Source organism: Streptomyces marinisediminis, assembly GCF_026262575.1.
Taxonomy (GTDB): Bacteria; Actinomycetota; Actinomycetes; order Streptomycetales; family Streptomycetaceae; genus Streptomyces; species Streptomyces marinisediminis.
Genome location: NZ_JAPKFL010000018.1, coordinates 29,872 through 51,233 on the forward strand (window position 1 = coordinate 29,872; position 21,362 = coordinate 51,233).

At 75.7% G+C, this 21,362-nt stretch carries 21 protein-coding genes and 1 pseudogene; 10 read left to right on the top strand and 12 right to left on the bottom strand.

The genetic code is table 11. From position 1 onward, the window contains the following. Nucleotides 1-9: 9 nt before the first annotated feature. Both OSB71_RS16115 and OSB71_RS16120 read right to left on the bottom strand, forming a co-directional pair. On the bottom strand, nucleotides 10-1,614 hold the full coding sequence (locus OSB71_RS16115; protein WP_265948755.1) for an APC family permease: 1,605 nt from the start codon (nucleotides 1,612-1,614) through the stop codon (nucleotides 10-12). Nucleotides 1,615-1,734: 120 nt separating this feature from the next. Further along, entirely contained in the window at nucleotides 1,735-2,685 is a 951-nt protein-coding gene (locus OSB71_RS16120; RefSeq protein ID WP_265948757.1) for a hypothetical protein, read from the bottom strand. Nucleotides 2,686-2,876: 191 nt separating this feature from the next. Between OSB71_RS16120 and OSB71_RS16125 the strand changes: the two genes are divergently transcribed. From OSB71_RS16125 to OSB71_RS16135, 3 genes are read left to right on the top strand one after another with little or no spacing between them, the layout of a single operon-like run. Further along, nucleotides 2,877-3,275 carry a YidH family protein gene (locus OSB71_RS16125; protein ID WP_265948758.1) on the top strand — a complete coding sequence of 133 codons (399 nt, stop codon included), beginning with the start codon at nucleotides 2,877-2,879 and terminating at the stop codon, nucleotides 3,273-3,275. After that, complete coding sequence (locus OSB71_RS16130) at nucleotides 3,272-3,580, top strand: DUF202 domain-containing protein (RefSeq protein WP_265948759.1); 309 nt, start codon at nucleotides 3,272-3,274, stop codon at nucleotides 3,578-3,580. The genes OSB71_RS16125 and OSB71_RS16130 overlap by 4 nt, the downstream gene beginning before the upstream one ends. A 17-nt stretch (nucleotides 3,581-3,597) precedes the next feature. Continuing rightward, a complete protein-coding gene (locus OSB71_RS16135) occupies nucleotides 3,598-4,074 on the top strand; it encodes a gluconokinase (protein ID WP_265948854.1) in 477 nt (158 codons plus the stop codon). Nucleotides 4,075-4,192: 118 nt separating this feature from the next. On the opposite strand, the gene OSB71_RS16140 is transcribed toward OSB71_RS16135, so the two are convergent. After that, nucleotides 4,193-5,704: a bifunctional phosphatase PAP2/diacylglycerol kinase family protein gene (locus OSB71_RS16140; RefSeq protein WP_265948760.1), complete on the bottom strand. Its 1,512-nt coding sequence runs from the start codon at nucleotides 5,702-5,704 to the stop codon at nucleotides 4,193-4,195. 328 nt (nucleotides 5,705-6,032) lie between these two features. Between OSB71_RS16140 and OSB71_RS16145 the strand changes: the two genes are divergently transcribed. Together OSB71_RS16145 and OSB71_RS16150 are read left to right on the top strand one after the other, a co-directional pair. Next, on the top strand, nucleotides 6,033-7,073 hold the full coding sequence (locus OSB71_RS16145) for a phosphotransferase family protein (protein ID WP_265948761.1): 1,041 nt from the start codon (nucleotides 6,033-6,035) through the stop codon (nucleotides 7,071-7,073). Between the two features lie 8 nt (nucleotides 7,074-7,081). Further along, a complete protein-coding gene (locus OSB71_RS16150) occupies nucleotides 7,082-8,296 on the top strand; it encodes an acyl-CoA dehydrogenase family protein (RefSeq protein WP_265948762.1) in 1,215 nt (404 codons plus the stop codon). 305 nt (nucleotides 8,297-8,601) lie between these two features. On the opposite strand, the gene OSB71_RS16155 is transcribed toward OSB71_RS16150, so the two are convergent. Then, complete coding sequence (locus OSB71_RS16155; RefSeq protein WP_265948763.1) at nucleotides 8,602-9,225, bottom strand: TetR/AcrR family transcriptional regulator; 624 nt, start codon at nucleotides 9,223-9,225, stop codon at nucleotides 8,602-8,604. Beyond that, complete coding sequence (locus tag OSB71_RS16160; RefSeq protein ID WP_265948765.1) at nucleotides 9,225-9,989, bottom strand: SDR family oxidoreductase; 765 nt, start codon at nucleotides 9,987-9,989, stop codon at nucleotides 9,225-9,227. The genes OSB71_RS16155 and OSB71_RS16160 overlap by 1 nt, the downstream gene beginning before the upstream one ends. A 230-nt stretch (nucleotides 9,990-10,219) precedes the next feature. Here OSB71_RS16160 and OSB71_RS16165 point away from each other — a divergent pair. Continuing rightward, nucleotides 10,220-10,639: pseudogene (locus OSB71_RS16165) on the top strand (hypothetical protein); the annotation flags it as partial. A gap of 204 nt (nucleotides 10,640-10,843) precedes the next feature. After that, nucleotides 10,844-11,305 (top strand): MaoC family dehydratase, encoded by a 462-nt coding sequence (locus OSB71_RS16170; protein WP_265948767.1) that lies wholly within the window; start codon nucleotides 10,844-10,846, stop codon nucleotides 11,303-11,305. 308 nt (nucleotides 11,306-11,613) lie between these two features. On the opposite strand, the gene OSB71_RS16175 is transcribed toward OSB71_RS16170, so the two are convergent. Next, nucleotides 11,614-12,255 (bottom strand): TetR/AcrR family transcriptional regulator, encoded by a 642-nt coding sequence (locus OSB71_RS16175; RefSeq protein ID WP_265948768.1) that lies wholly within the window; start codon nucleotides 12,253-12,255, stop codon nucleotides 11,614-11,616. A gap of 161 nt (nucleotides 12,256-12,416) precedes the next feature. Beyond that, nucleotides 12,417-13,568: an acyl-CoA dehydrogenase family protein gene (locus OSB71_RS16180; protein WP_265948770.1), complete on the bottom strand. Its 1,152-nt coding sequence runs from the start codon at nucleotides 13,566-13,568 to the stop codon at nucleotides 12,417-12,419. Between the two features lie 65 nt (nucleotides 13,569-13,633). On the opposite strand from OSB71_RS16180, the gene OSB71_RS16185 reads away from it, so the two are divergent. Then, nucleotides 13,634-14,293 (top strand): TetR/AcrR family transcriptional regulator, encoded by a 660-nt coding sequence (locus tag OSB71_RS16185; RefSeq protein ID WP_265948772.1) that lies wholly within the window; start codon nucleotides 13,634-13,636, stop codon nucleotides 14,291-14,293. A gap of 13 nt (nucleotides 14,294-14,306) precedes the next feature. Here the strand turns inward: OSB71_RS16185 and OSB71_RS16190 are convergent, their stop codons facing one another. The 3 genes from OSB71_RS16190 to OSB71_RS16200 form a co-directional block, all read right to left on the bottom strand. Then, nucleotides 14,307-15,389, bottom strand: a complete 1,083-nt coding sequence (locus OSB71_RS16190) for a Zn-dependent alcohol dehydrogenase (RefSeq protein ID WP_265948774.1) — start codon at nucleotides 15,387-15,389, stop codon at nucleotides 14,307-14,309. A 33-nt stretch (nucleotides 15,390-15,422) separates the two neighbouring features. Continuing rightward, entirely contained in the window at nucleotides 15,423-16,838 is a 1,416-nt protein-coding gene (locus OSB71_RS16195; protein WP_265948776.1) for an aldehyde dehydrogenase family protein, read from the bottom strand. A 286-nt stretch (nucleotides 16,839-17,124) separates the two neighbouring features. Then, nucleotides 17,125-17,622, bottom strand: a complete 498-nt coding sequence (locus tag OSB71_RS16200; RefSeq protein WP_416237276.1) for an FBP domain-containing protein — start codon at nucleotides 17,620-17,622, stop codon at nucleotides 17,125-17,127. A gap of 270 nt (nucleotides 17,623-17,892) precedes the next feature. Between OSB71_RS16200 and hmgA the strand changes: the two genes are divergently transcribed. Both hmgA and OSB71_RS16210 read left to right on the top strand, forming a co-directional pair. Further along, complete coding sequence (gene hmgA / locus OSB71_RS16205; RefSeq protein WP_265948779.1) at nucleotides 17,893-19,203, top strand: homogentisate 1,2-dioxygenase; 1,311 nt, start codon at nucleotides 17,893-17,895, stop codon at nucleotides 19,201-19,203. Nucleotides 19,204-19,251: 48 nt separating this feature from the next. Continuing rightward, a complete protein-coding gene (locus OSB71_RS16210) occupies nucleotides 19,252-20,010 on the top strand; it encodes a GntR family transcriptional regulator (protein WP_265948781.1) in 759 nt (252 codons plus the stop codon). Nucleotides 20,011-20,121: 111 nt separating this feature from the next. Here OSB71_RS16210 and OSB71_RS16215 read toward each other — a convergent pair whose 3' ends face one another. Together OSB71_RS16215 and OSB71_RS16220 are read right to left on the bottom strand one after the other, a co-directional pair. Next, nucleotides 20,122-20,385 (bottom strand): hypothetical protein, encoded by a 264-nt coding sequence (locus tag OSB71_RS16215; protein ID WP_265948782.1) that lies wholly within the window; start codon nucleotides 20,383-20,385, stop codon nucleotides 20,122-20,124. Between the two features lie 365 nt (nucleotides 20,386-20,750). Then, nucleotides 20,751-21,290 carry a putative immunity protein gene (locus OSB71_RS16220; protein WP_265948783.1) on the bottom strand — a complete coding sequence of 180 codons (540 nt, stop codon included), beginning with the start codon at nucleotides 21,288-21,290 and terminating at the stop codon, nucleotides 20,751-20,753. Between the last annotated feature and the right edge of the window lie 72 nt (nucleotides 21,291-21,362).

Sequence of the window (21,362 nt, forward strand, 5' to 3'; positions counted from 1 at the left end):
GGCGGGCTCCTACTGCGCGGGGGTGGTCGGGGCGGCCGGGGCGTCGCCCGCGGCCTTCTCCAGTTGGAACGCCTCGTTGCCCAGGCCGATCCTGGCGTACGTCTCCGGGCGGGTGGCGCGCAGGAACAGGCCGACGCAGACGCCGGCCAGGGCGGCGACGCCGACGACGGCGGGCAGTGCCCAGCGCAGCGCGGACCGCGGGTCGGCACCGAGCAGGATGTCGAAGTCGGCCAGCGCGTAGCCGAAGACGACGCCCAAACCGACGGTGGCCAGGCCCGCGCAGACCAGCCGCCCGGCCTGTACCCGGGTCGCGCCGCGGCGGACGAAGAAGGCGATGACGGCGACGGAGGTCACGGCCATGAGCGCGATGACGCCGAGAGCGCCGATGTTGCCCAGCCAGGTGAACAGCCGGAGCACGGGCGTGGTGGGGTCGCCGGTCGGCAGGTCGTCGCCGATCGCGAACGCCGCGATGACCACGGTGGCCACGGCCGTCTGGAGGAAGGAGCCGAGCGCGGGGGCGCCGGTGCCGGCCGAGGCGCGGCCCACGGCGGCCGGCAGCAGTCCCTCGCGGCCCATGGCGAAGGCGTAGCGGGCGACGACGTTGTGGAAGGCCAGGATGCAGGCGAAGATGCCGGTCAGGAACAGCACGTGCAGCACGTCGGTGAAGGCCGAGCCCAGCCGGGGGTCGGTGAGGGCGAACAGGAGGGCCGGGCCCTGCTGCTGGGCGTTGGCCACGATGCGGTCCGGGCCGGCGGCGGTGCTCATCAGCCACGAGGTCAGCGCGAAGAACACGGCGACGCCGCCGACGGCCAGGAACATCACGCGGCGCACGATCGTCTGCGGACGGTGGGTCTCCTCGGCGTAGACCGGGGCCTGTTCGAAGCCGAGGAAGGCGGCGACGGTGAAGCACAGCGCGGTGCCCACGCCCGCGCCGGCGAGCGCCGCCGGGTCGAACGCGGCCAGCGACAGCCCCTGCGGCCCGGGGTCCGCGAGGAAGGCGAGGTCGACGATGACCACGAGGGCCACCTCGATGAGCAGCAGCACGCCGAGCACCTTGGCGTTGAGGTCGATCTTGCGGGCGCCGAGCACGCCGGTGGCCGCGACGGCCAGCAGCGCCGGCACCCACCAGGCGACGCCGACCTCGAAGTAGCGCTCCATGAGGGTGGCGACCTCGAAGCCGAACAGGCCGAAGACACCCACCTGGAGTGCGCTGTAGGCGGCCAGGGCGACGAAGGAGGCGCCGGCGCCCGCGGTGCCGCCCAGCCCGCGGGCGATGTAGGCGTAGAAGGCGCCGGCGTTGTGGACGTGCCGGCTCATCTCGGCGTAGCCGACGCCGAAGAGGGCCATGATGACGCCGAGCACCACGAACAGCAGCGGCTGCGCGGTGATGCCCATGACGGCGTAGGTGGTGGGCATGACGCCGGCCACCACCATCAGCGGCGCGGTGGCGGCGACCACGGACAGCAGCAGGCCCGCGGTCCCCAGCCGCCCCGCGCGCAGCGCCCGCTCCTGGCCCACGTACGTGCTGATCTCCCGCGCGGGCTGGGCGCCCGGGGAGCCGTGCGCGCGGGGGGTGTCGTCGCGACTTCCGGTGGTGCGGCCCGGCGTCGGCATGTCGTGTCCTCTCCGGTCGGGGTGCGGCGTGCGCTGGTCAGGCGGTGGGCGCCCGGGGCGAGGGTCCCCCGGCGGGCGCGCCCCCGGGGCCTTCAGGCCGGGGCCTGCGGGCGGAGGCCGTCAGGCCAGGCCGAAGGCGCGGCTGCGGGCGGTGTGGAACGCCGTGCGCGGGTCCCGGCCGCCGTAGTCCCAGGGCGCCCCGGTGATGTGCGGGCCGATGCGCTGGAACAGGGCGGCCGCCTCCGCCATCCGGCCCTCGTGGAACTTGGCGTAGGCCAGGTAGTTCAGGTCCACCAGCCGACGCGGGTGGGTCTCCTCGGTGCCCCACTCCAGCCACCAGTCGAAGGCGCCGCGCACGGTGAGCAGGGCGCGCCGGGTGGTCCAGTGGCCGGCGGCGGCGGGGTCGGCGGGGAGCCGTCCGGCGGCGGCCAGGGCGTGGAAGCGCTCGGCGTGCGCGACGACGGGCAGCAGGGCCAGCGGCGAGTCCGCCGGTGCCCGCTCGGCGGCCTGGCGGGCGAACGCGTACACCGGGTGCGGCGCGTGGTCCGACGGGGTCTCGGCGAGCGCGAGCTGGGCCGTCATCAGGTGGTGGGCGTGGTGGTGCTCGGGGTGCCGTTCGCGCAGTTCGGCGAAGGCCTCCCGGCAGGCCTCCGCGGCGCCCAGGTGCCGGGCCAGCAGCAGGCGGGCGAGCCACGGCGTGGGGTCGGCCGGGGCTAACTCGGAGGCCAGGCGCAGGGGTTCCTCGGCGCTGGCCGGAGTGCGCTTGCCGCGCAGCGCCCGGGTGACGGCGACGCAGGCGAGCAGGAGCGCGGCGTCGGCGCTGTCCGGCTCGGTGAGCTGCCACTCGCGGGCCCAGGTGCCGCTGCCCGGGGCCTGGGCGAGTACGAGCGCGCGGTGGCCGCGCCGGTCCCAGTCCGCGCCGGTGGCCAGCAGCAGGGCGCGGGCGTCGGCCCAGCGGCCGCGGACCAGGGCGTCGCGGGCGTCGGCCAGCTCGAAGTCGTCCAGGGCGGGGTCGGTGCGCTGGCCCTGGCCCCGGCGGCCCAGCGGGAAGGAAGGGGGCGGTGGGTTCATGGTCGGTGCTCACCCAAGCGGGTGAGGGTGCGGGCGTCAAGCCCGAGATGAGCATTCCGCTACCGAACTTGCGCGCAGAGTGCGCGTTTTGCGACTCCTCGGGTGCGTTTTACCCCGTCCTGTGGCTTTCCGGAATGGTTCACTCCGCCCCGGGCGCGGCCGGCCGTCCCCCCGCCGCATACGCTCGGGGCATGACTGGAAGGCTCGGACGGTCCGTACGGCTGTGGTTCTCCCCCGGGCGGCTCCGCGAGGAGGGGCCGCAGCCCGACTACCGCTTCTCGCTGGCCAACGAGCGCACCTTCCTCGCCTGGGTCCGCACCGCCCTCGCCCTGGTCGCGGGCGGGCTGGCGGTGGACCAGTTCCTCACCCGCTTCGGCCCCGGCGCGCGCACGGCCATCGCCGTGGCCCTGCTGGTCACCGGCGCGGTGTGCGCGGTGCGGGCGGTCGACCACTGGGCGCGGTGCGAGCGGGCGATGCGGCGCGGCGCGGACCTGCCCCCGTCCCGCTTCCCCGCCGCGCTGGCCGTGGGGACCGGGCTGGCCGCGCTGCTGGTGGCGGCCGTGGTGGCGCTGGACGGCACGGGCCGGTGAGAGCGCCGCGCGACGCCGGGGTGCAGCCCGAGCGCACCCGGCTGGCCTGGCGGCGCACGACGCTGGCCTACACCGTGGCCGGCGCGCTGCTGATGCGGCAGGTGCTCGCGCATCACCCCGGGCCCGCCGGGTACGGTGCGGTGGCGGCGGTGCTGGTGACCGGGCTGCTGCTCGCCGGTCTCGCGCACCGCAGAACCGGCGGGCTGGGCGCGGCGCCCCCGGCTCCGCTGCGTCCGCGTGCCGCCGGTGCGGTGGCGCTCTGCACGGTGGTCCTCGCGATGGTGGGAATGGTGGTGCTCCGGTGACGGCACTGGTCGTGGTCATGGGCGTGTCGGGCTCGGGCAAGACGACGGTGGGCGAGCGGCTGGCCGCCCGGCTGTCGGTGCCGTACGCGGAGGCCGACGACTTCCACCCGCCGGGCAACGTGGCCAAGATGGCCGCCGGGACGCCCCTGGACGACGCGGACCGCGCGCCCTGGCTGGACGCGATCGCCGCCTGGCTGGCCGAGCACGCCGGGCGCGGCGGCGTCGTCACCTGCTCCGCGCTCAGGCGCCGGTACCGCGACCGGCTGCGCGAGGCCGCGCCGCGGCTGTTCTTCGTGCACCTCGACGGCTCCCCCGAGCTGATCGCCGAGCGGCTGGCCGGGCGCAGCGGTCACTTCATGCCCCCGGCGCTGCTGCGCTCGCAGTTGGAGGCGCTGGAGCGGCTGGACGCCGACGAGGCGGGCGGCGTCGTCTCGATCGACGGCACCCCGGAGCAGGTGGTGGCCCGGACGGCCGCCCTCGTGCCGGGCGCGTGACGCCGGTGGACGCGCGCCCCCGGTAGGCGCCCGGCGCCGGCGCACGCCCAGGTGCACGCCCGGTACCGGCGGGCGTCCAGTACCGGGGGGCGTCCAGTACCGGCGGGCGTCCGGCGGTTCACCAGGTGGGGTCGATGCCGGTCATCCAGGTGGGCAGCGGACGGTAGACGGTCAGGGCGCGCCGCTCCTTGTCCAGCGTCAGGCTGGGCGGCGCCGGCGCCGTCTCGCCGTCGTAGGCGCAGACCGTGCCGGGCTGGATGCCGGTGATGCGGATCGCGGGCACCCGCGCCGCCGCGTGCACCGGGGAGCGGTGCAGCAACCCCGTCACCGCCGCGGCCAGCAGCCGCACGCGCGCCCAGCGGCCCCCGTGCACCACGTGCACGTCGAGCTGCCCGTCGGCGAGGTTCGGCCGCCGCGGCGCGCTGCCGCCCAGGCCCGCGTAGGAGCAGTTCCCGGCGAACAGCAGCCACACCGAGCGGCGGCGCCCGTTGATGGCGAGGTCCACCGGCCGCGCGTGGCGCAGCACGTGGACGGCGGCGAGGACGGAGGCCGGCCAGGAGCCGACCCGGCGGCTCCAGCGCTCCCGGACCTCCACCAGCTCGCCGTAGGCGCCCAGGCTGAAGGTGTTGACGAAGTGGCCGGGCGCGTCCGCGCGGTCCGGGTCCCGGCCCGGGGTGAAGCGGGCGAGGTCGACGGCGATGGCGTCGCCGCCCTCCAGCGCGCGGGACAGGTCGGTCGGCCGGGTGATGCCGAGGTCCTGGGCGAGATGGTTGAAGGTGCCGCCCGGCAGCACCGCGAGCGGAACGTCGTGGCGCAGCGCGATGGGCGCGGCGGCGCTCACGGTGCCGTCGCCGCCCAGGACGCCCAGCGCGCCCCCGCGCTCGGCCGCGAGCCGGGCGGCCCTCTCCAGCGCGGCGCGGAGCGACTCCGTCTCCCGCTCCCAGACGACGAAGTCCGCCTCCGGCAGCGCGGCCCGCGTCTCGGGCAGGCTCTCGGCGCCGCCCGAGCCGCTGTTGGCCACCACGACCAGGCCGCGCCCGGCCGGCAGCGCGGGGGCGGCCACGAGCGGCTGGGCGGGCGGCGCGGGCGGCCGCGGGGTGAGCGCGAGGCGGACGGCGAGGGCCGCCCCGGCACCGATCGCGGCGCCGGCCAGCACGTCGCTGGGGTAGTGCACGCCGGTGTAGACCCGCGAGAAGGCCACGGACCAGGCGATCGGGGCGATGACCGCGCCCCACCCCCGGGACTCCAGCGCGACGCCGGTGGCGAACGCCGCGGCGGAGGCGGCGTGGCCGGAGGGGAAGGAGGTGGTGACCGGCTGGCGCTTGAGCCGCCGGATGGCCGGCACCGCGTCCAGGAACGGCCGGGGTCGCCGCACCGCCCACTTGCCGAGGGTGTTGACGCTCGCGGACGCCACCGCGAGGGAGGCCACACCGCGTACGGCCGCACGGCGCGTCCGCACGCCGCCGATGCCGGACAGGGCCATGCCCGCGGCGATCCCCCACCACAGTCTGCCGCGGTCCGCGCTGTGGGAGAGCCGGGGCAGCAGACCCTCGGCGCCGGGCCAGTGGCGTTCGGCCACCGCGGTGAAGAGCGCGTGGTCCCAGCTTCGCAGACGCGGTCGAACAGGCATGTCGATGGCTCTACCCCGAATTCCCACTCCCTCACCTGCCCGCCACCGTCCGGCGGCGGACGCGCCCGGCCGGGCACGGGCCGCGGCGGCGCACGGGCGGCTGCGCACGGGCGGGCGGCGCACGGGCGGGCGGCGCACGGGCGGGCGGCAGGCGGGCGGTGGGTGCCGCGTGCGGGCGGCGGCGCGGCCGGGTGGGCGGCCGGAGAGGGGTGCGCGTCACTTCCTCTGGACTCCATACCGACTAGTCGGCATGATCGGGGGTGCCCGTGCCGCCCGTCCGCGCGGGCCCGCGCGAGCACCGCGCGGTCCGTCACCCGCTGGAGGTCCGATGAGTTCGCGCCCACCGTCGCACACCGACGATCCACCCGGCCTGGACCTGGCCCGGCTGCGCTCCCACCTCGACCGGGAGCGTCCGGGCCTGGTCGGGGGCGAACTGCGGGCCCGGCTCGTCGAGGGCGGCCGGTCCAACCTCACCTACCGGGTCACCGACGGCGCCGGCGAGTGGGTGGTGCGCCGCCCGCCGCTGGGCCACGTGCTCGCCACGGCGCACGACATGGCGCGCGAGCACCGGGTGATCAGCGCGCTGGGCGACACCGACGTGCCGGTGCCGGAGACGGTCCTGCTGTGCGAGGACGCCGACGTCCTCGGCGCCCCGTTCTACGTCATGGAGTACGTGCGCGGCACGCCGTACCGCGACGCCGCGGAACTGTCGGCCCTCGGCCCCGAGCGCACCCGGAACGTGGTGCTCGCGCTGCCGGACACGCTGGTGCGGCTGCACGCGGTGGACCCCGACGCCGTCGGGCTGGGCGACTTCGGCCGGCCCGAGGGCTTCCTGGAGCGCCAGCTACGGCGCTGGGGCAAGCAGCTCGCCGCCTCGCGCAGCCGCGAGCTGCCGGGCGTCGACGCGCTGCGGGACGCGCTCGCCGCCGACGTGCCGCACTCCCCCGCGCCCACCGTCGTGCACGGCGACTACCGGCTGGACAACGTGCTCGTGGGCGCCGACGACCGGATCGCCGCCGTCCTGGACTGGGAGATGTCAACCCTGGGCGATCCGCTCACCGACCTCGGCCTGCTGGTGATGTACAGCGAGCAGCGCGCGGTGGCCGGGGCGCCGATCTCCACGACCCGGGAGGCCCCCGGGCACCCCGAGCCGGCGGAGCTGGTCGAGCGGTACGCCGCCGCCTCCGGGCGGGACCTGTCGCGGATCTCCTGGTACACGGCGTTCGCCTACTTCAAGCTCGCGGTGATCGCCGAGGGCATCCACTACCGCTACACCCTCGGCCAGACGGTCGGCGCGGGTTTCGACCAGATCGGCGCGCTGGTTCCCCGGCTCACCGAGGCGGGCCTCGCGACACTGAGGAAGGGCTGACGACTGCCATGGACTTCGCCTACGACGCACGCACCGAGGAGCTGCGCGAGCGGCTGCTGGCCTTCATGGACGCGCACGTCCACCCGGCCGAGCCGGTGGCCGCCGAGCAGCGCGCGGCGCTGGACTCCCCCTGGCGGACCCCGCCGGTGGTGGCGGAACTGCAGGCCGAGGCGCGGCGGCAGGGGCTGTGGAACCTCTTCCTGCCGGACCCGGCCTACGGGGCCGGGCTCACCAACCTCCAGTACGCGCCCCTGGCCGAGATCACCGGGCGCAGCCCGCAGCTCGCGCCCACCGCGCTGAACTGCGCGGCACCGGACACCGGCAACATGGAGCTGCTGGCGGAGTTCGGCTCCGCCGAGCAGCGGCGCACCTGGCTGGAGCCGCTGCTGGCGGGCGAGATCCGCTCGGCGTTCGCGATGACCGAGCCGGACGTCGCCTCGTCCGACGCCACCAACATCGAGACGCGCATCGAGCGGGACGGCGACTCCTGGGTCGTCTCCGGCCGCAAGTGGTACATCTCCGGGGCGATGAACCCCGACTGCGCGGTGTTCATCGTGATGGGCAAGACCGACCCGGGCGGCGCGGACGTGCGCCGGCAGCAGTCCATGGTGCTCGTGCCGCGCGACACCCCGGGGGTCCGGGTGCGGCGGGCGATGCGGGTCTACGGCTACGAGGACCACTGGCACGGGGGCCACGCCGAGGTCGTCTTCGACCGGGCGCGGGTGCCGCTGGCCCACCTCGTGGGCGAGGAGGGCGGCGGCTTCGCCATCGCGCAGGCGCGGCTCGGACCCGGCCGCATCCACCACTGCATGCGCCTGGTCGGCATGGCCGAGCGGGCCATCGAGCTGATGTGCCGCCGCGCGGTGGCGCGCACGGCGTTCGGCAAGGCGCTGGCGGAGCAGGGCGTGGTGCGGGAGTGGATCGCGGACGCCCGGGTCGCGGTCGAGCAGTTGCGGCTGCTGGTGCTGAAGACGGCATGGCTGATGGACACCGTCGGCAACCGCGGGGCGCACACGGAGATTCAGGCCATCAAGATCGCCGTGCCCCGCACGGTGGTGGGCATCCTGGACCGCGCGGTGCAGCTCCACGGGGCGGGCGGCGTCAGCCAGGACTACCCGCTGGCCGAGCTGTGGGCCGGAGCGCGCACGCTCCAGTTGGCCGACGGCCCGGACGAGGTGCACCAGCGCTCCCTGGCCCGCCGCGAACTGCGGCCCTACCGCTGACCGCCGCACCCCGCGCGGGCGGAGTCCGGCGCGGGCCGCCGCCCCGGTGCGGCACGGGCCGGGGCCGCACTCCGCGCCCCGCCCGCGCGCAGGGCCGCCGCCCCGCCCCGCGCGGGGCGGGGTCCGCACCGCCGTCCGGGCCCGCCGGAGTCGCGGGGCGCGGGGCACACCCCCCGCCCCCGCCATCTCCGGCCGGCGCGGGTTCGTAGGCCTTCCACCCGCCGCCGCCCCCCGGCCCGGCCCGGGGCGGGGCGGGGCGGGATCGCCGGGCGCCGGCGCGGCCGGTGCCGCCGGGGTGGTCCGGCTCAGGGGCGCAGGGAGCGCATGAGCAGGTCGGCGAGCTGGTCGGCGACCTCGCGCGGGGTGAGCCGCCCGCCGGGGCGGTACCACGCGGACAGGTGGTGCACGCAGCCGAAGTGGTAGTCGACCACCAGCTCGGCGGAGACGGCGTCGGTGAAGACGCCGCCGCGCTGCCCCTCCTCGACCAGCGCGCGGAAGCGCTCGTGGTACCGCCGGCGTTCGGCGCGCACCTGCTTCTGCTTGCCGGGGCTGAGCTGGTGCATGGAGCGGAAGAAGATGGCCGCGTCGTCGAGGTTCTCGATGCTGGTGACCACGACGTCGGCCGCCGCGTCGCGCAGGCGCTCCTCGACGGGGGCGTCCCGGTCGGCCACGGCGTCCAGCCGCTCTTGCTGGAGGCGCAGCAGGCGGGCGTAGATCTCGTGGAGCAGGTCGTCCTTGGAGCCGAAGTAGTGGTACAGCGCCCCCTTGGTGACGCCCGCGCCCTCGACGATCTCCTGCACGGACGTGCGGTCGTACCCCCGGTCGGCGAACAGCCGGGTCGCGGTGGCCAGCAGCCGTTGGGGCACCGGCGGCGGGGCGTCGTCCGGCCGGGCCTGGGCGGCCGCGCGGCGGGGCGTGGCGGCGGTCATCAGTGGGCTCCCTGCTCCAGCTTCCGCTGGACGTGGTTCATCGCGCCGAGCCACCGGTCGGGATCGGTGGCGCGAGCCGCACTGTATCCGGCCACCTCCGGGTGCGGCAGCACCAGGAAGCGCCCGGCGTCGACGGCGGCGTGCAGGGCGTCGGCCACCTGTTCCGGTTCGATCGCCGTCGGCGTCAGCACCAGCTCCCCCGCGGCGCCGGACGAGCGCAGCATGTCGGTGCGCACTCCCTGCGGGCAGATGGCGTGCACGTCGATGCCGCGGTGCCGGTAGGTCACCGACAGCCACTCGGCGAAGGCCAGCGCGGCGTGCTTGGAGACGCTGTAGGGGGCGGAGCCGACCATGGTGAGGAGCCCGGCGGCCGAGACCGTCGCCACGAAGCGGCCCCGGCCGCGCTCCAGCCAGTGCGGCACCAGCGCCCGGGCGGCCCGCACGTGCGCCATGACGTTGACGTCCCAGGCCGCCTCCCACACCGGCTCCTCGGCCTCCGGGCCGCCGGGCGGGGCGATGCCGGCGTTGGCGCAGAAGACGTCGACGGTGCCGCCGAGGGCGTCCAGCGCCGCCGGCACGATCGCGGAGGCGTCGCCGGGCAGCGGGATGCCGCCGATCTCCTCGGCCACCTGCCCGGCCCGGTCGGCGTCGAGGTCGTTGACGACGACCCGCGCGCCGCGGGCCGCGTAGCTGCGGGCGAGGGCGGCGCCGATGCCGCTGCCCGCGCCGGTGACCACGACCGCCTCGTCACGCCGCGTCGCCATGTGGTGTCCCTTCGCCGGAGTGCCTGGAACCCGGCCGCCGCCGGGCCTGCCACCTCGCAGACTAACCAGTCGGTATGCCAGGGCGGAAGGGCGGCGCACCGGCCACGGGGAGCAGATCGCGTCACTGCGCGCGGCATGTGCGGGTAGACGGGAGCCAAACAGTGGTGTGGCACGTCCCATCCGCAGCCACTCGGTCCAGTGAGGTCCCTTGCAGACGGAGGTGGGATACCTTGGCCGGTTTCAGAGCACTCGCCGCACAGGTCCGCGACCCCGCCCGGGCGCCGTCCCAACGACGCCGGGCCCTGCGCAAGTGTCTGGAGCGCTTCGCTCCCTACGGACACCGCGCCACCTGGCAGCACCTGTGCACCCGGGCCGGCATACGGCCCGACGACCGCGCACCCGAGCCCTGGCGGCTCGTGGCCGCACTGGAGGAACTGGAGGAGGCGCGAGCGGTGTGGCTCGCCCACGAGGAGGAGTTCGCGCGACGGCGCCGGGAGCAGAAGCACCTGGGCATCCGGCAGCCCACCGCGCTCGACGACTGGCACCGCAACACCTGGGGCGGGCGCGCGCTGCTGCCGTTCGACGACCCGGCCGCCCCACCGCGCGCCCCGCTGGCCGTGGTGCTGCGCGGGCTGATCGCGGCGATGGAGGCGAGCGTGGACGCCGAACCGCGGGCACCGGCGCTGGCGGGGCGCTGACCGCCGCCGACCGGGCCCCGACCGGCGTCGACCCGGCGCCGAACGGGCGTCGAACGGGCGTCGACCCGGCGTCGACCCGGCGTTGACAGCCGCGCGGCACCGACGCATGCTGAGCAAGCGCTTAGCAATCCCACAGGGCAGCGGAAGGGTGCACAGATGGCGGAGCCCCGGGTTTTCACGTCGGTCGAGGAACTGCGGGCGGCGGTCGGCGAGGAGTTCGGCCCCAGCGACTGGCTGGAGGTGGACCAGGAGCGCGTCGACCTGTTCGCGGACGCCACGGGCGACCACCAGTGGATTCACGTCGACCCCGAGCGCGCCGCCCGGGGACCGTTCGGACAGACCATCGCGCACGGCTACCTGACGCTGTCCCTGCTGCCCGCCCTGGTGCCGCGGGTGCTCCGGGTCGAGGGGGTGCGCATGGGCGTCAACTACGGCGTCAACAAGGTGCGGTTCCCCGCGACCGTGCCGGTGGGCTCGCGGCTGCGTGCCCGGGTGCGGATCGCGGACGTCGCCGAGGCGGGCGGCGGAGTCCAGCTCACCGCCCAGGTGACGGTGGAGCGCGAGGGCGGCGACAAGCCGGTGTGCGTGGCCGAGAGCGTCAGCCGCTACTACGTCTGACCGCCCACGCCCACCGCCCGGTGCGTCCGACGGCGTACCGCGCCGCGCGCGCGGCGACGGCACCGCGCACCCGACCGACGGCGTGCGCCGGGCCCGTCGCGGGGAACGCGTCCGCCCGGAACGGCGGGCCGCCCCGGGCCCGGAGGTGCGGGCGCCGGCGGGAGGGCCCGCCCCGGCGCGGCGGCTCACGGCCGGCGGCGACGCGCGGGCCGTCGCGGTGACCGGGCGCGGCCACCGCGCCGTCGAGCGCGGCGGCGCCGCGCGCGGGAGCGAGGGCGCCGGCGACCGACGTCCGCCGGGGCAGCGGGTCAGCGGGGGGCGGCGCCGACCATGCGCAGGGCGAGGTCGGCGTAGAAGGCGCCGATCTCCTCGGGGGTGCGCCGCCCGGGCGAGTACCACCGCGCGACGTCGATGCACAGCGAGAGCACCGCGAGCGCGGTCGCGCGCGGATCGTCCACCGCGAACTCACCGGCCTCCGCCCCGGCGGCCACCAGGTCGCGCATGACCTTCTCCGAGCGGCGGCGCAGGCCGACGATCTCCGCGTAGTGCTCCTCGCCCAGCGCGCTCAGCTCGTACTGCACGACGCGGGCGGTGGTGTGGTGCTCGGCGTGCCAGCGCACGAACGTGCGCACCGCCCCGGCCAGCCGCTCCCGGTACGGGCCCGCCGCCTCGGCCGCCTCGGACAGCAGCCGCACCGAGCGGTCGTGGCCGACCCGGCTGATGTGGTAGAGCAGCTCTTCCTTGGTGCGGTAGTGGATGTAGAGGGCGGCCGGGCTCATCCCGGCCCGGCCCGCGATGTCGCGGGTGGTCGTGGCGTGGAAACCGCGCTCGGCGAACGCCTCGACGGCGGCCACCAGCAGGCGGCGCGCGGCGTCGGGTGAGACGCCGCCCCAGGAGTCGTCCGGAGATCCGCCCCGGGCCTGTGCTCCGGCTCTGGCCGCCTGTGCCATCTGCTCCTCGCCCCGCTTCCGTCGACCGGGCGAACACCATACATCGCCGTCCGCCGCACGCTGAGCGCCTGCTCAGCGTGCGGCGGACGGCGTGCGGCGGACGGTGCGGCGCCGACCGGTCGCGTACGGGGCGGCGCCCGGGTCCGCGCGGGGCGACGGCGTCAGAACGCGGAGACGCCGGTGAGCGAGCGCCCGATGACGAGCTTGTGGATCTGGCTCGTCCCCTCGTAGAGCGTCATGACGCGGGCGTCGCGCAGCAGCTTGCCGACGGGGAACTCGTCGATGTAGCCGTAGCCGCCGAACACCTGGAGCGCGTTGTTCGCGGCGCGTACGGCGGCCTCGCTGGCGTGCAGCTTGGCGACGGAGGACTCGGTCTGGAAGGGCTTGCCCCGGTCGATGAGGTCGGCCACGCGCCAGGTGAGCAGGCGGGCGGCGTCGACGTCCACGGCGATGTCGGCGATCAGCTCCTGCACGAGCTGGTGCCCGGCGATCGGCTTGCCGAACTGCTCGCGTCCCCCCGCGTACCCGACGGCCGCCTCCAGGGCCGCCTGCGCGATCCCGACGCACCCGGCCGCGACCGACATCCGGCCTTTGGCGAGGGCGGACATCGCCACCGAGAACCCCTTGCCCTCGGGGCCCAGGCGGGCGGCGTCCGGCACCCGGACCCCGTCGAACACCAGCTCGGCGGTGGCCTGGCCGCGCAGGCCGAGCTTGCCGTGGATCTCCCGGCGCGTCAGCCCCGGGGAGTCGGTGGGCACCAGGAAGGCGGTGACGCCGCGGTGGCCGGGCTCGTCGCCGCTGCGGGCGAACAGCAGGACGACGTCGGCCCACGTGCCGTTGGTGATGAACGTCTTGGCGCCGTCAACGACCCAGTCGGCGCCGTCGCGGCGGGCCCGGGTGGTCAGGTGGCCGGCGTCGGACCCGGTGCCGGGCTCGGTGAGGCCGAAGCAGCCCAGCGCCTCGCCCGAGGCGAGGGCCGGCAGCCACCGCCGCCTGTGCTCCTCCTCCCCCCAGGCCGCGATCGTCTTGGCGACGAGGCCGAGGGAGACGGAGAGCACGCCGCGCACGGCCGAGTCGCCCCGGCCGAGCTCCTCGGTGACCAGGCAGTAGGACAGGTGGTCGCCCCCCGAGCCGCCGTACCGCTCGGGGAGGGTCAGTCCCAGGAAGCCCAGCTCGCCCAGGCGGCGGACGATGCCGCGGTCGATGGACTCGGCACGGTCCCACGCGGCGGCGTGCGGGGCGACCTCGCGGTCCACGAAGTCCCGGGCCAGGCCGCGGGCGGCCCGCTGCTCCGGGGAGAGCTCCAGATCCACGGCCGGTACCTCCGAATTAACCTAGCGGCGCTAGTTTTTGGGTGACGGGCTCTACTATGAGCCGCATGGCCCGCCCCCGCAAGCCCCTGCTGAACCCCGACCGCATCGTGGAGTGCGCGCTCGCGCTCGTGGACACCGAGGGCCTGCAAGCCGTCTCCACCCGGCGGCTGGCCGCCGAACTCGGCGTCAGCGGCCCGTCGCTCTACCACCACTTCCGCACCAAGGACGAGATCCTGGACGCGGTCGCCGACCGGGTCTGCGCGGACGTGGACCTGTCGGTGTTCGAGGACGGCACGGAATGGCGCGAGGCGCTGGAGGGCTGGGCGCGCTCCTACCGCGCGGCGCTGGCCGCCCACCCGAACATCGTCCCCCATCTCGCCCAGGGCCCCGGGCGCCGGCCGAGCCAGCTCCGCATGGCCGACGCGGTCTTCGGCGCGATGACGGCGGCGGGCTGGCCGCGCGCGCACGCCACGCACATCGGCGCGCTGATGCGGTACTTCGTGGCCGGGTCCGCGCTGGGTTCGTTCGCCCGCGGCTTCGTGGACGACGCCGCGCTCTACGCCCGCGACTACCCGCATCTGGACCAGGCCCACCTGCTGGCCGAGCACCAGCAGCGGGTGGACGAGGGCGCGTTCGAGACGGGTCTGCGCGCGCTGCTGGACGGCCTGGCACTGCGCTACCCGCAGGCGGCGGGGCGCCCGGGACCGCGCCCGGACGCCCCGTGAGCGCGCGGCGCGGCTAGAAGACCACCAGGGCGCGGCCGCCGCGCCCGGCGAGCATGGCGTCGAAGGCGGCGGGGATGCCGTCCAGCCCGATGCGCTCGGTGACCAGCATCCCCAGGTCCAGGCGGCCGGCGCGCACGTGCTCGGCGAGGACGGGCACGTCCCGGGCCGGGACGCTGTCGCCGAAGACGCAGCCGGTCAGCGTGCGGGCGAAGTGGAAGATCTCCAGCGGCGAGAAGGAGACCTGCTCGCCCTTGCCGCCGATGCCGACGACGGTGGTGCGCCCGCCGCGCCGGGTGGAGCTCCAGGCGGCCCGGATGGTCTCCGCGCGGCCCACGCACTCCACGGCCACGTCGGCGCCGTCGCCACCGGTCAGCCCGCGCAGCTCCTTGGGTGTCGCCTTGGACGCGGGCACGAAGTGCGTGGCCCCGGCCGCGCGGGCCAGCTCCTCCTTCTCCGGCGAGACGTCCACGGCGACGACGGGGCCCGCCCCCGCGATGCGCGCCGCCTGCAGGGCGGACAGGCCCACCCCGCCCACGCCGAAGACGGCCACCGACTCCCCCGCGCGCACCCGGGCGCTGTGGTGGACGGCGCCGTACCCGGTGAGCACGGCGCAGCCCAGCAGCGCGGCGTCGGCCAGCGGCACCCCGTCCGGCAGCGGCAGGACGGCCCGCTCGGGGACGACCGTCTCCTCGGCGAACGCGGCGGTGGACAGCCCGGGGTAGAGCTCCCGCCCGTCGGCGCCGCGCGCGTAGGGGACGGTGGTGGCCGCGTTGGCGTGCGGGCACAGCCACGGCTCGCGCAGTTCGGCACAGAACCGGCACTGGCCGCAGGCGGGCGCCCAGTTGAGGATCACCGGGTCGCCCGGGGCGACGGCGGTGACGCCCTCGCCGACGCCGGCCACCGTCCCGGCGCCCTCGTGGCCCAGCACGGCCGGGGCGGGCTGGCGCAGGGTGCCGTTGGACAGGGAGAGGTCGGAGTGGCACACCCCGGCGGCGGCCAGCCGGACGCGGACCTGCCCGGGGCCTGGCTCGGGCAGCGCGATCTCGGTGATCTCCAGCGGGGCGCCCACGGCGGGCAGGACTGCGGCACGGACCACGGCGCGTGGCTCCTTGTGGTGGTAGGGGCGGGGTCAGAACTGGAGCGACTTGGTCTGCAGGTACTCCGCGAGCCCGTGGGTGCCCAGTTCGCGGCCCACCCCGGAGTGCTTGTACCCGCCGAAGGGGGCGAGCGGGTTGAACCGGCCGCCGTTGATGTCGACCTGGCCGGTGTCCAGGCGGCGGGCGAAGGCCGCGGCCTCCTCGTCGTCGGCCGCCCACACCGCGCCGGACAGGCCGTAGACGGTGTCGTTGGCGATGCGGGCGGCGTCCTCCTCGTCGCGGTACTTCAGGATCGACAGCACCGGGCCGAAGATCTCCTCCTGGGCGATGGTCATCTCGCTGGTCACGTCGGCGAAGACGGTGGGCCGCACGTACCAGCCGCGCTCGCGCCCCGCCGGGGGCTCGGCCCCGCCGGCGACGAGGCGGGCGCCCTCGCGCTCCCCCTGGGCGATGTACCCGGTGACGCGCTCGCGCTGCGCCGCGCTGACGACGGGGCCCAGCCGGGTGCCGTCCTCGGTCGGGTCCCCGGGGACGTACTTGGCCACGGCCTCGGCGGCCAGCGCCACGGCCTCCTCGTACCGGTCGGCGTCCACCAGCATGCGGGTCCAGGCGCTGCACGTCTGTCCGGAGTTGGCCATCACGTTGGCGACCCCGACCTTGACGGCCTTGGGCAGCTCGGCGCTGGGCAGGATGACGTTGGCGGACTTGCCGCCCAGCTCCAGCGCGACGGGCTTGACGGCCGCGCCCGCGGTGGCGCCGATCCGGCGGCCGACCGCGGTGGAGCCGGTGAAGGACACCAGGTCGACGCCCGGGTGTCCGGCCAGCGCCTCACCCGCGACGGGGCCGTAGCCGGTGACCAGGTTGCACACGCCCGCCGGGAGCCCGGCCGCGTCCACGGCCTCGGCGAAGAGCTGCGCGACCAGCGGGGTGTTCTCGGCCGGCTTGAGCACCACGGTGCACCCGGCGGCGAGCGCGGGGGCGACCTTGGCGACGATCTGGTGCAGCGGGTAGTTCCACGGCGTGATGGCGCCGACGACCCCGATCGGCTCCTGGAGCACCCGGGAGTTGCCCACGCGCTCCTCGAAGGCGTACTCGGCGGCGATGGTGGCGTAGGACCCGGCGACGGCGATGGGCAGGTCGGCGTGGACCGCGCGGGAGAAGGACAGGGGCGCGCCCAGCTCGGCGGTGACGGTCTCGGCGATCTCGTCGCGCCGGGCGGCGAGCGCGTCGCGCAGGGCGCCCAGGTGCCGGCCGCGCACGGCGGGCGGCGTCGCGGCCCAGCCGGGCAGCGCGGCCCGGGCCGCGGTGACGGCCGCGTCGACGTCCTCGGCGGTGGCCGCCGGGACGCGGGCGATGACCTCCTCGGTGGCGGGGTTGCGGACCTCGATGGCGTCGGCGGCGGCGGGCCGCCAGGCGCCGTCGATGTAGAGCGCGTCGTGTGCCTGCATGCCCCCAACCTAGCGCCGCTAGTTTGCCGCTGTCAGCGGCGCGGCCGGGTGCGGTGCGTCACGGGGCCGCCCACGCGGCACCCGCCGGGACGGCACCCGTCGGGACGGCGGCTCCCGCACGCACGTCGGCACCCGCGCACACCCGCGCCCCCGCGAGCCCGCGCCCCCGCCCGTCCGGGCGTGGGGCTGTGCCGGCGCAACGGGTGCGGGGCCGCTGCGCCGGCACAGCTCCACGTCCGGGCGCGTGACCGGGCGCGGGGCGCCGCCGCGCACGCGGTCGCGGCGCTCACCGGGCGCCGTCGAGCACCTTCTCCAGGAAGGCGTCGAGGTTGCCGCGCATGCGCGCCACGCGCTCCGCGAGCGGGAGCCCCTCGCGGTACCGCACCACCAGCCGGGACTGCTTCCGGCCCCGCAAGTAGAGCGGACAGGCCAGGTCAGCGCACATGTAGGCGCCCACCGAGTCACCCTGCCGCCCGGCCGCGCCGGCCCTGCGGGCGGCGAGCAGGGAGACGTCGGAACCCGGGTGCCCGGTCAGGCACAGCGAGCACAGAGTGGTCTTGGTGAAGCTGCGGTTGATGTTCTGCGACGCGCGCAGAGCGACCCCGACGGGGCCGTCGGCCCGGGGCACGACGAGGTAGCCGCGATCGGGCGCCCCCGGGTCCCGCCAGCCGAGGAAGTCCAGCTCGGCCCAGGGAACGTCGGCGAAAGCGGCCGGCAGCCGCAGGCGCCCCGCCTCACCCTTGGAGCAGTTGACGAAACTGGCGCGTATCCCACGTTCGGTCATCGGTTCCACGTCGCAGAAGCTAACAGCACGCCCGCGCGCCGGTCGCCCGAATTCTCCGCGCGGACGACCGGGCGACCGAGCGACCGGGCGACCGGGCGAGCCGACGACCGGGGGCGGGCGCGCCCCGACGCAGGCGCGCCCTCGCCGGACGGGCCCCGCGGGGGCGGGCCTGCGCCGGGACAGGCCCTCGCCGGGGCGGGCCCCTTGCGCACCGCCCCTGTATTCCTATGATGCTGCATAGGAATACGTCCGGGCGGCAGGAGACGAGCGATGGGCAGCAGCGAGGGACGACTGGAGTACCTCTCCGGATTCGGGAACGAACACAGCAGCGAGGCCGTGCCCGGGGCGCTGCCGGTGGGGCGGAACTCGCCGCAGCGGGCACCGCTCGGGCTGTACGCGGAGCAGTTGAGCGGCTCCGCGTTCACCGAGCCGCGAGCGCACAACCGGCGCTCGTGGCTGTACCGCATCCGCCCGTCGGCCGCGCACCCGAGGTTCACCCCGATGGCGGACGAGCGCGGCAACCCCGCCCTGCTGACGGCGCCGTTCACCCAGGCGCCGGACCCCAACCGGCTGCGCTGGGGCCCGCTGCCGGAGCCGGCGCCGGGCACGGACTTCGTCGCCGGCCTGTGGACCCTCGGCGGCAACGGGGACGTGACGCAGCGGGCGGGAATGGCCATCCACCTGTACGCCGCCACCGCGTCCATGACCGACCGGGTCTTCAGCGACGCCGACGGGGAGCTGCTCATCGTCCCCCAGTCCGGGCGGCTGCAGCTGCACACCGAGTTCGGGCGGCTGTCGGCCGGGCCGGGCGAGGTGGCGCTGGTGCCGCGCGGCGTGCGCTTCCGCGTCGAACTGCCGGACGGCGCCGCCCGCGGCTACGTGTGCGAGAACTACGGCCAGCCCTTCACCCTGCCGGAACTCGGCCCGATCGGCGCGAACGGCCTGGCCAGCCCGCGCGACTTCCTCGCCCCCACGGCCGCCTACGAGGACGCGGACCGGCCGGTGGAGGTGGTGAACAAGTTCTGCGGCACCCTGTGGGCGGCACGGTACGACCACTCGCCGCTGGACGTCGTCGCCTGGCACGGCAACCTGGTGCCCTACGTCTACGACCTGCGCCGGTTCAACGTGCTGGGCACGATCAGCTACGACCACCCGGACCCGTCCCTCTTCACCGTGCTCACCGCGCCCTCGGACACCCCGGGGCTGGCCGGGGTGGACTTCGTCGTCTTCGCACCGCGCTGGCTCGTCGGCGAGGACACCTTCCGGCCGCCGTACTTCCACCGCAACGTGATGAGCGAGTACATGGGCCTGATCGAAGGCGCCTACGACGCGAAGGCGGAGGGGTTCGTGCCGGGCGGCGGGTCGCTGCACAACATGATGTCGGCACACGGCCCGGACCGGCAGACCTTCGAGGCGGCGAGCGCCGCCGAGCTGCGCCCGCAGAAGATCGACGACGGGCTGGCCTTCATGTTCGAGACCCGCTGGCCGGTGACGGCCACGGCCCAGGCCCTCGACGCCGGACACCGGCAACAGGGCTACGACGATGTGTGGCAGGGTCTTCAGCGACACTTCCGCAACTGACGCACCGGGCGCGCCCGGCGTCCGTCCCGGGTGACCCGGAGGCCAACGGTGACCCTCTTCGCTCCTGACTCGGTCGAGCTCAACCGGAAGCTGCCGCTGTGGTACCAGGTGTCGCAGTCGCTGCGGGCCTCGATACTGGGCCGCCCGCCCCAGGCCCCGCTGCGGCTGCCGACGGAGGAGGCGCTCGCCGAGCACTACGGCGTCAGCGTGCTCACCATGCGGCAGGCGCTCAAGGAGCTGGAGAGCGAGGGGCTGATCAGCCGGCACCGGCGGCGCGGGACGTTCATCGAGCCCGGCGCCCGCCGGGGCCGGCCGGTGCGGCTGCTGGGCTCGGTGGACACCATCGTGGCCCAGCAGTCGGGCGAGGACACCACGCTGCTGGGCCACGGTCCGGCGCCCGTGCCCACCGAGCTGGTGGAGCACTTCCCCGGCACCGCCGAGGCGGTGTCGTACCGCAGGCTGCGCCGGGACCGGGACAGCGGTGAGCCGACGAACTGGGCGGAGAACCTGATCCACCCCGAGATAGCCGCGCACGTCGACCCGGAGGCGCTCCGGCGGATGCCGATGACGAAGCTGCTGCGGGACGAGGTGGGCGTGCGCATCAGCCGGATCACCGACACCGTGGAGGCGCGGTTGGCCGACCCGGAGACCGCCAGGCTGCTGCAGGTGCCGCTGCTGAGCCCGATCCTGCACTACACGGGAGTGACCTTCGACGAGCGGGAGCGGGTGGTGGACGTGGCCCGCATCCACTACCGCGGTGACCGCTTCTCCTTCTCCGTCACGGTGGAGAACGTCACCGACGACTGACGCCGCGGTGGGCGGGGCAGCGGGCGCTGCCCCGCGTGGCCGGGCCGGACGGGCGGGCGCCGGACGGCCGGGACCGGCGCGCACAGCGTCGGCCCCGGCCGTGCCGCACGGTCAGCCCCGGTCGCCGAAGAGCGAGCGGCGCAGGCGGCGCAGGGGGGCGAAGAGGGAGACGCGAGCGCTGCGGCTGACGCGGCCGCGGGTGACGTCGCGCGTGGTGATCTCCCGCATCAGGGTGGTGGCCTCCTCGGCCTTCCCCTGGGGCACGGCCGGGCCGCCGATCACGCTCAGGTGCCGGTCGAGACGGGAACCCGTCCCCCCGGTATGGCAGTTGATCGCGGGCACCCGCGCCCTGCTGCGGACTGTTATCTGCTCCATGTCACTCCCCACCCGTACGAACGGCACCCGGCCCGGGCAGAGACAGACTATCGCCCGACGGGGACCGGCGGGTATCCCGGGCATGTGATTCACCTGCCCGGCAAGGCGGTTGACACATCTCCGGGCACCGCACCGGACCCGTCGGCGGCGGCCCGCCACCCCCTCCCACCCCGCACGGAACGCCGCTGTGCCACCGTGCCCGCCCCGTGCGCCCCCGCGTGCGAGGCGTGCGCCCGGCACCGCGTTTCTTCCGGGGTGGCTCGGCTGGAGCGGCGGGGAAGTGCGATGGTTGCCCAGCTCAGCGGCAGGCGACGGTGGGTGGTAGGTGCGCGACAGGTGTCGAGGACGGCGGCGGATGGTCTCCCTCAGAGGGACGTGCGCAGGGATCTGTCCAAGATCGTCATGAGTTGTGCAGCACGGCTCTTGCCGGTTGGCGCGAGGGGGTACCGGTTGAGGACATCGATCAGGACCGGTGTGGCGCGTTGCCCGGCCTGCTCGATCAGCTTGAGCCCGACGGTGAAATCGCCGCCTGCGTTCAGTTCCCCCACGAGCGCCGCGCTCGCAGCGGCTCGCAGGATGTGGCCTACCTGGGTGGCTTTCGCAATCGGATGAAGGTAAGCCGCAGAGGCGGCATCACCGGCGGCGCGCGCGGCGAGCCGTTCGGCTTCGGTGGCCGCTTCCTTCGCCGCGCGGTGAGCGTCCAAGGAGGTGGTGCGCTGGAGCTTGGTCCTTCTCGCGCCGTTCACGAACTCCCATGCGGCGTCGATGGCTGCACGAGGTCGAGGATCGCTGGGGTTGGCGGCCTCGAACACGGGGAGAACCTCCTCGGCGCTCTCCACCACGTAGCGTGCGACGACACGCAGCTCATCCATGGTCAGCTCGAAGTCCCCACATACGGTCGTCACGGAGCCGATTCTGCCACTGCCCAACCGCCTGAAGCCGCATTATCCGGATGATCGGACCGTTCGACGAGGGGC

Bases quoted from the DNA above. Each gene is read 5' to 3' on its own strand.
- OSB71_RS16115 (WP_265948755.1), bottom strand. From the start codon at position 1,614: ATGCCGACGCCGGGCCGCACCACCGGAAGTCGCGACGACACCCCCCGC.
- OSB71_RS16120 (WP_265948757.1), bottom strand. From the start codon at position 2,685: ATGAACCCACCGCCCCCTTCCTTCCCGCTGGGCCGCCGGGGCCAGGGC.
- OSB71_RS16125 (WP_265948758.1), top strand. From the start codon at position 2,877: ATGACTGGAAGGCTCGGACGGTCCGTACGGCTGTGGTTCTCCCCCGGG.
- OSB71_RS16135 (WP_265948854.1), top strand. From the start codon at position 3,598: ATGGGCGTGTCGGGCTCGGGCAAGACGACGGTGGGCGAGCGGCTGGCC.
- OSB71_RS16140 (WP_265948760.1), bottom strand. From the start codon at position 5,704: ATGCCTGTTCGACCGCGTCTGCGAAGCTGGGACCACGCGCTCTTCACC.
- OSB71_RS16145 (WP_265948761.1), top strand. From the start codon at position 6,033: ATGAGTTCGCGCCCACCGTCGCACACCGACGATCCACCCGGCCTGGAC.
- OSB71_RS16150 (WP_265948762.1), top strand. From the start codon at position 7,082: ATGGACTTCGCCTACGACGCACGCACCGAGGAGCTGCGCGAGCGGCTG.
- OSB71_RS16155 (WP_265948763.1), bottom strand. From the start codon at position 9,225: ATGACCGCCGCCACGCCCCGCCGCGCGGCCGCCCAGGCCCGGCCGGAC.
- OSB71_RS16160 (WP_265948765.1), bottom strand. From the start codon at position 9,989: ATGGCGACGCGGCGTGACGAGGCGGTCGTGGTCACCGGCGCGGGCAGC.
- OSB71_RS16170 (WP_265948767.1), top strand. From the start codon at position 10,844: ATGGCGGAGCCCCGGGTTTTCACGTCGGTCGAGGAACTGCGGGCGGCG.
- OSB71_RS16175 (WP_265948768.1), bottom strand. From the start codon at position 12,255: ATGGCACAGGCGGCCAGAGCCGGAGCACAGGCCCGGGGCGGATCTCCG.
- OSB71_RS16185 (WP_265948772.1), top strand. From the start codon at position 13,634: ATGGCCCGCCCCCGCAAGCCCCTGCTGAACCCCGACCGCATCGTGGAG.
- OSB71_RS16195 (WP_265948776.1), bottom strand. From the start codon at position 16,838: ATGCAGGCACACGACGCGCTCTACATCGACGGCGCCTGGCGGCCCGCC.
- OSB71_RS16200 (WP_416237276.1), bottom strand. From the start codon at position 17,622: ATGACCGAACGTGGGATACGCGCCAGTTTCGTCAACTGCTCCAAGGGT.
- hmgA (WP_265948779.1), top strand. From the start codon at position 17,893: ATGGGCAGCAGCGAGGGACGACTGGAGTACCTCTCCGGATTCGGGAAC.
- OSB71_RS16215 (WP_265948782.1), bottom strand. From the start codon at position 20,385: ATGGAGCAGATAACAGTCCGCAGCAGGGCGCGGGTGCCCGCGATCAAC.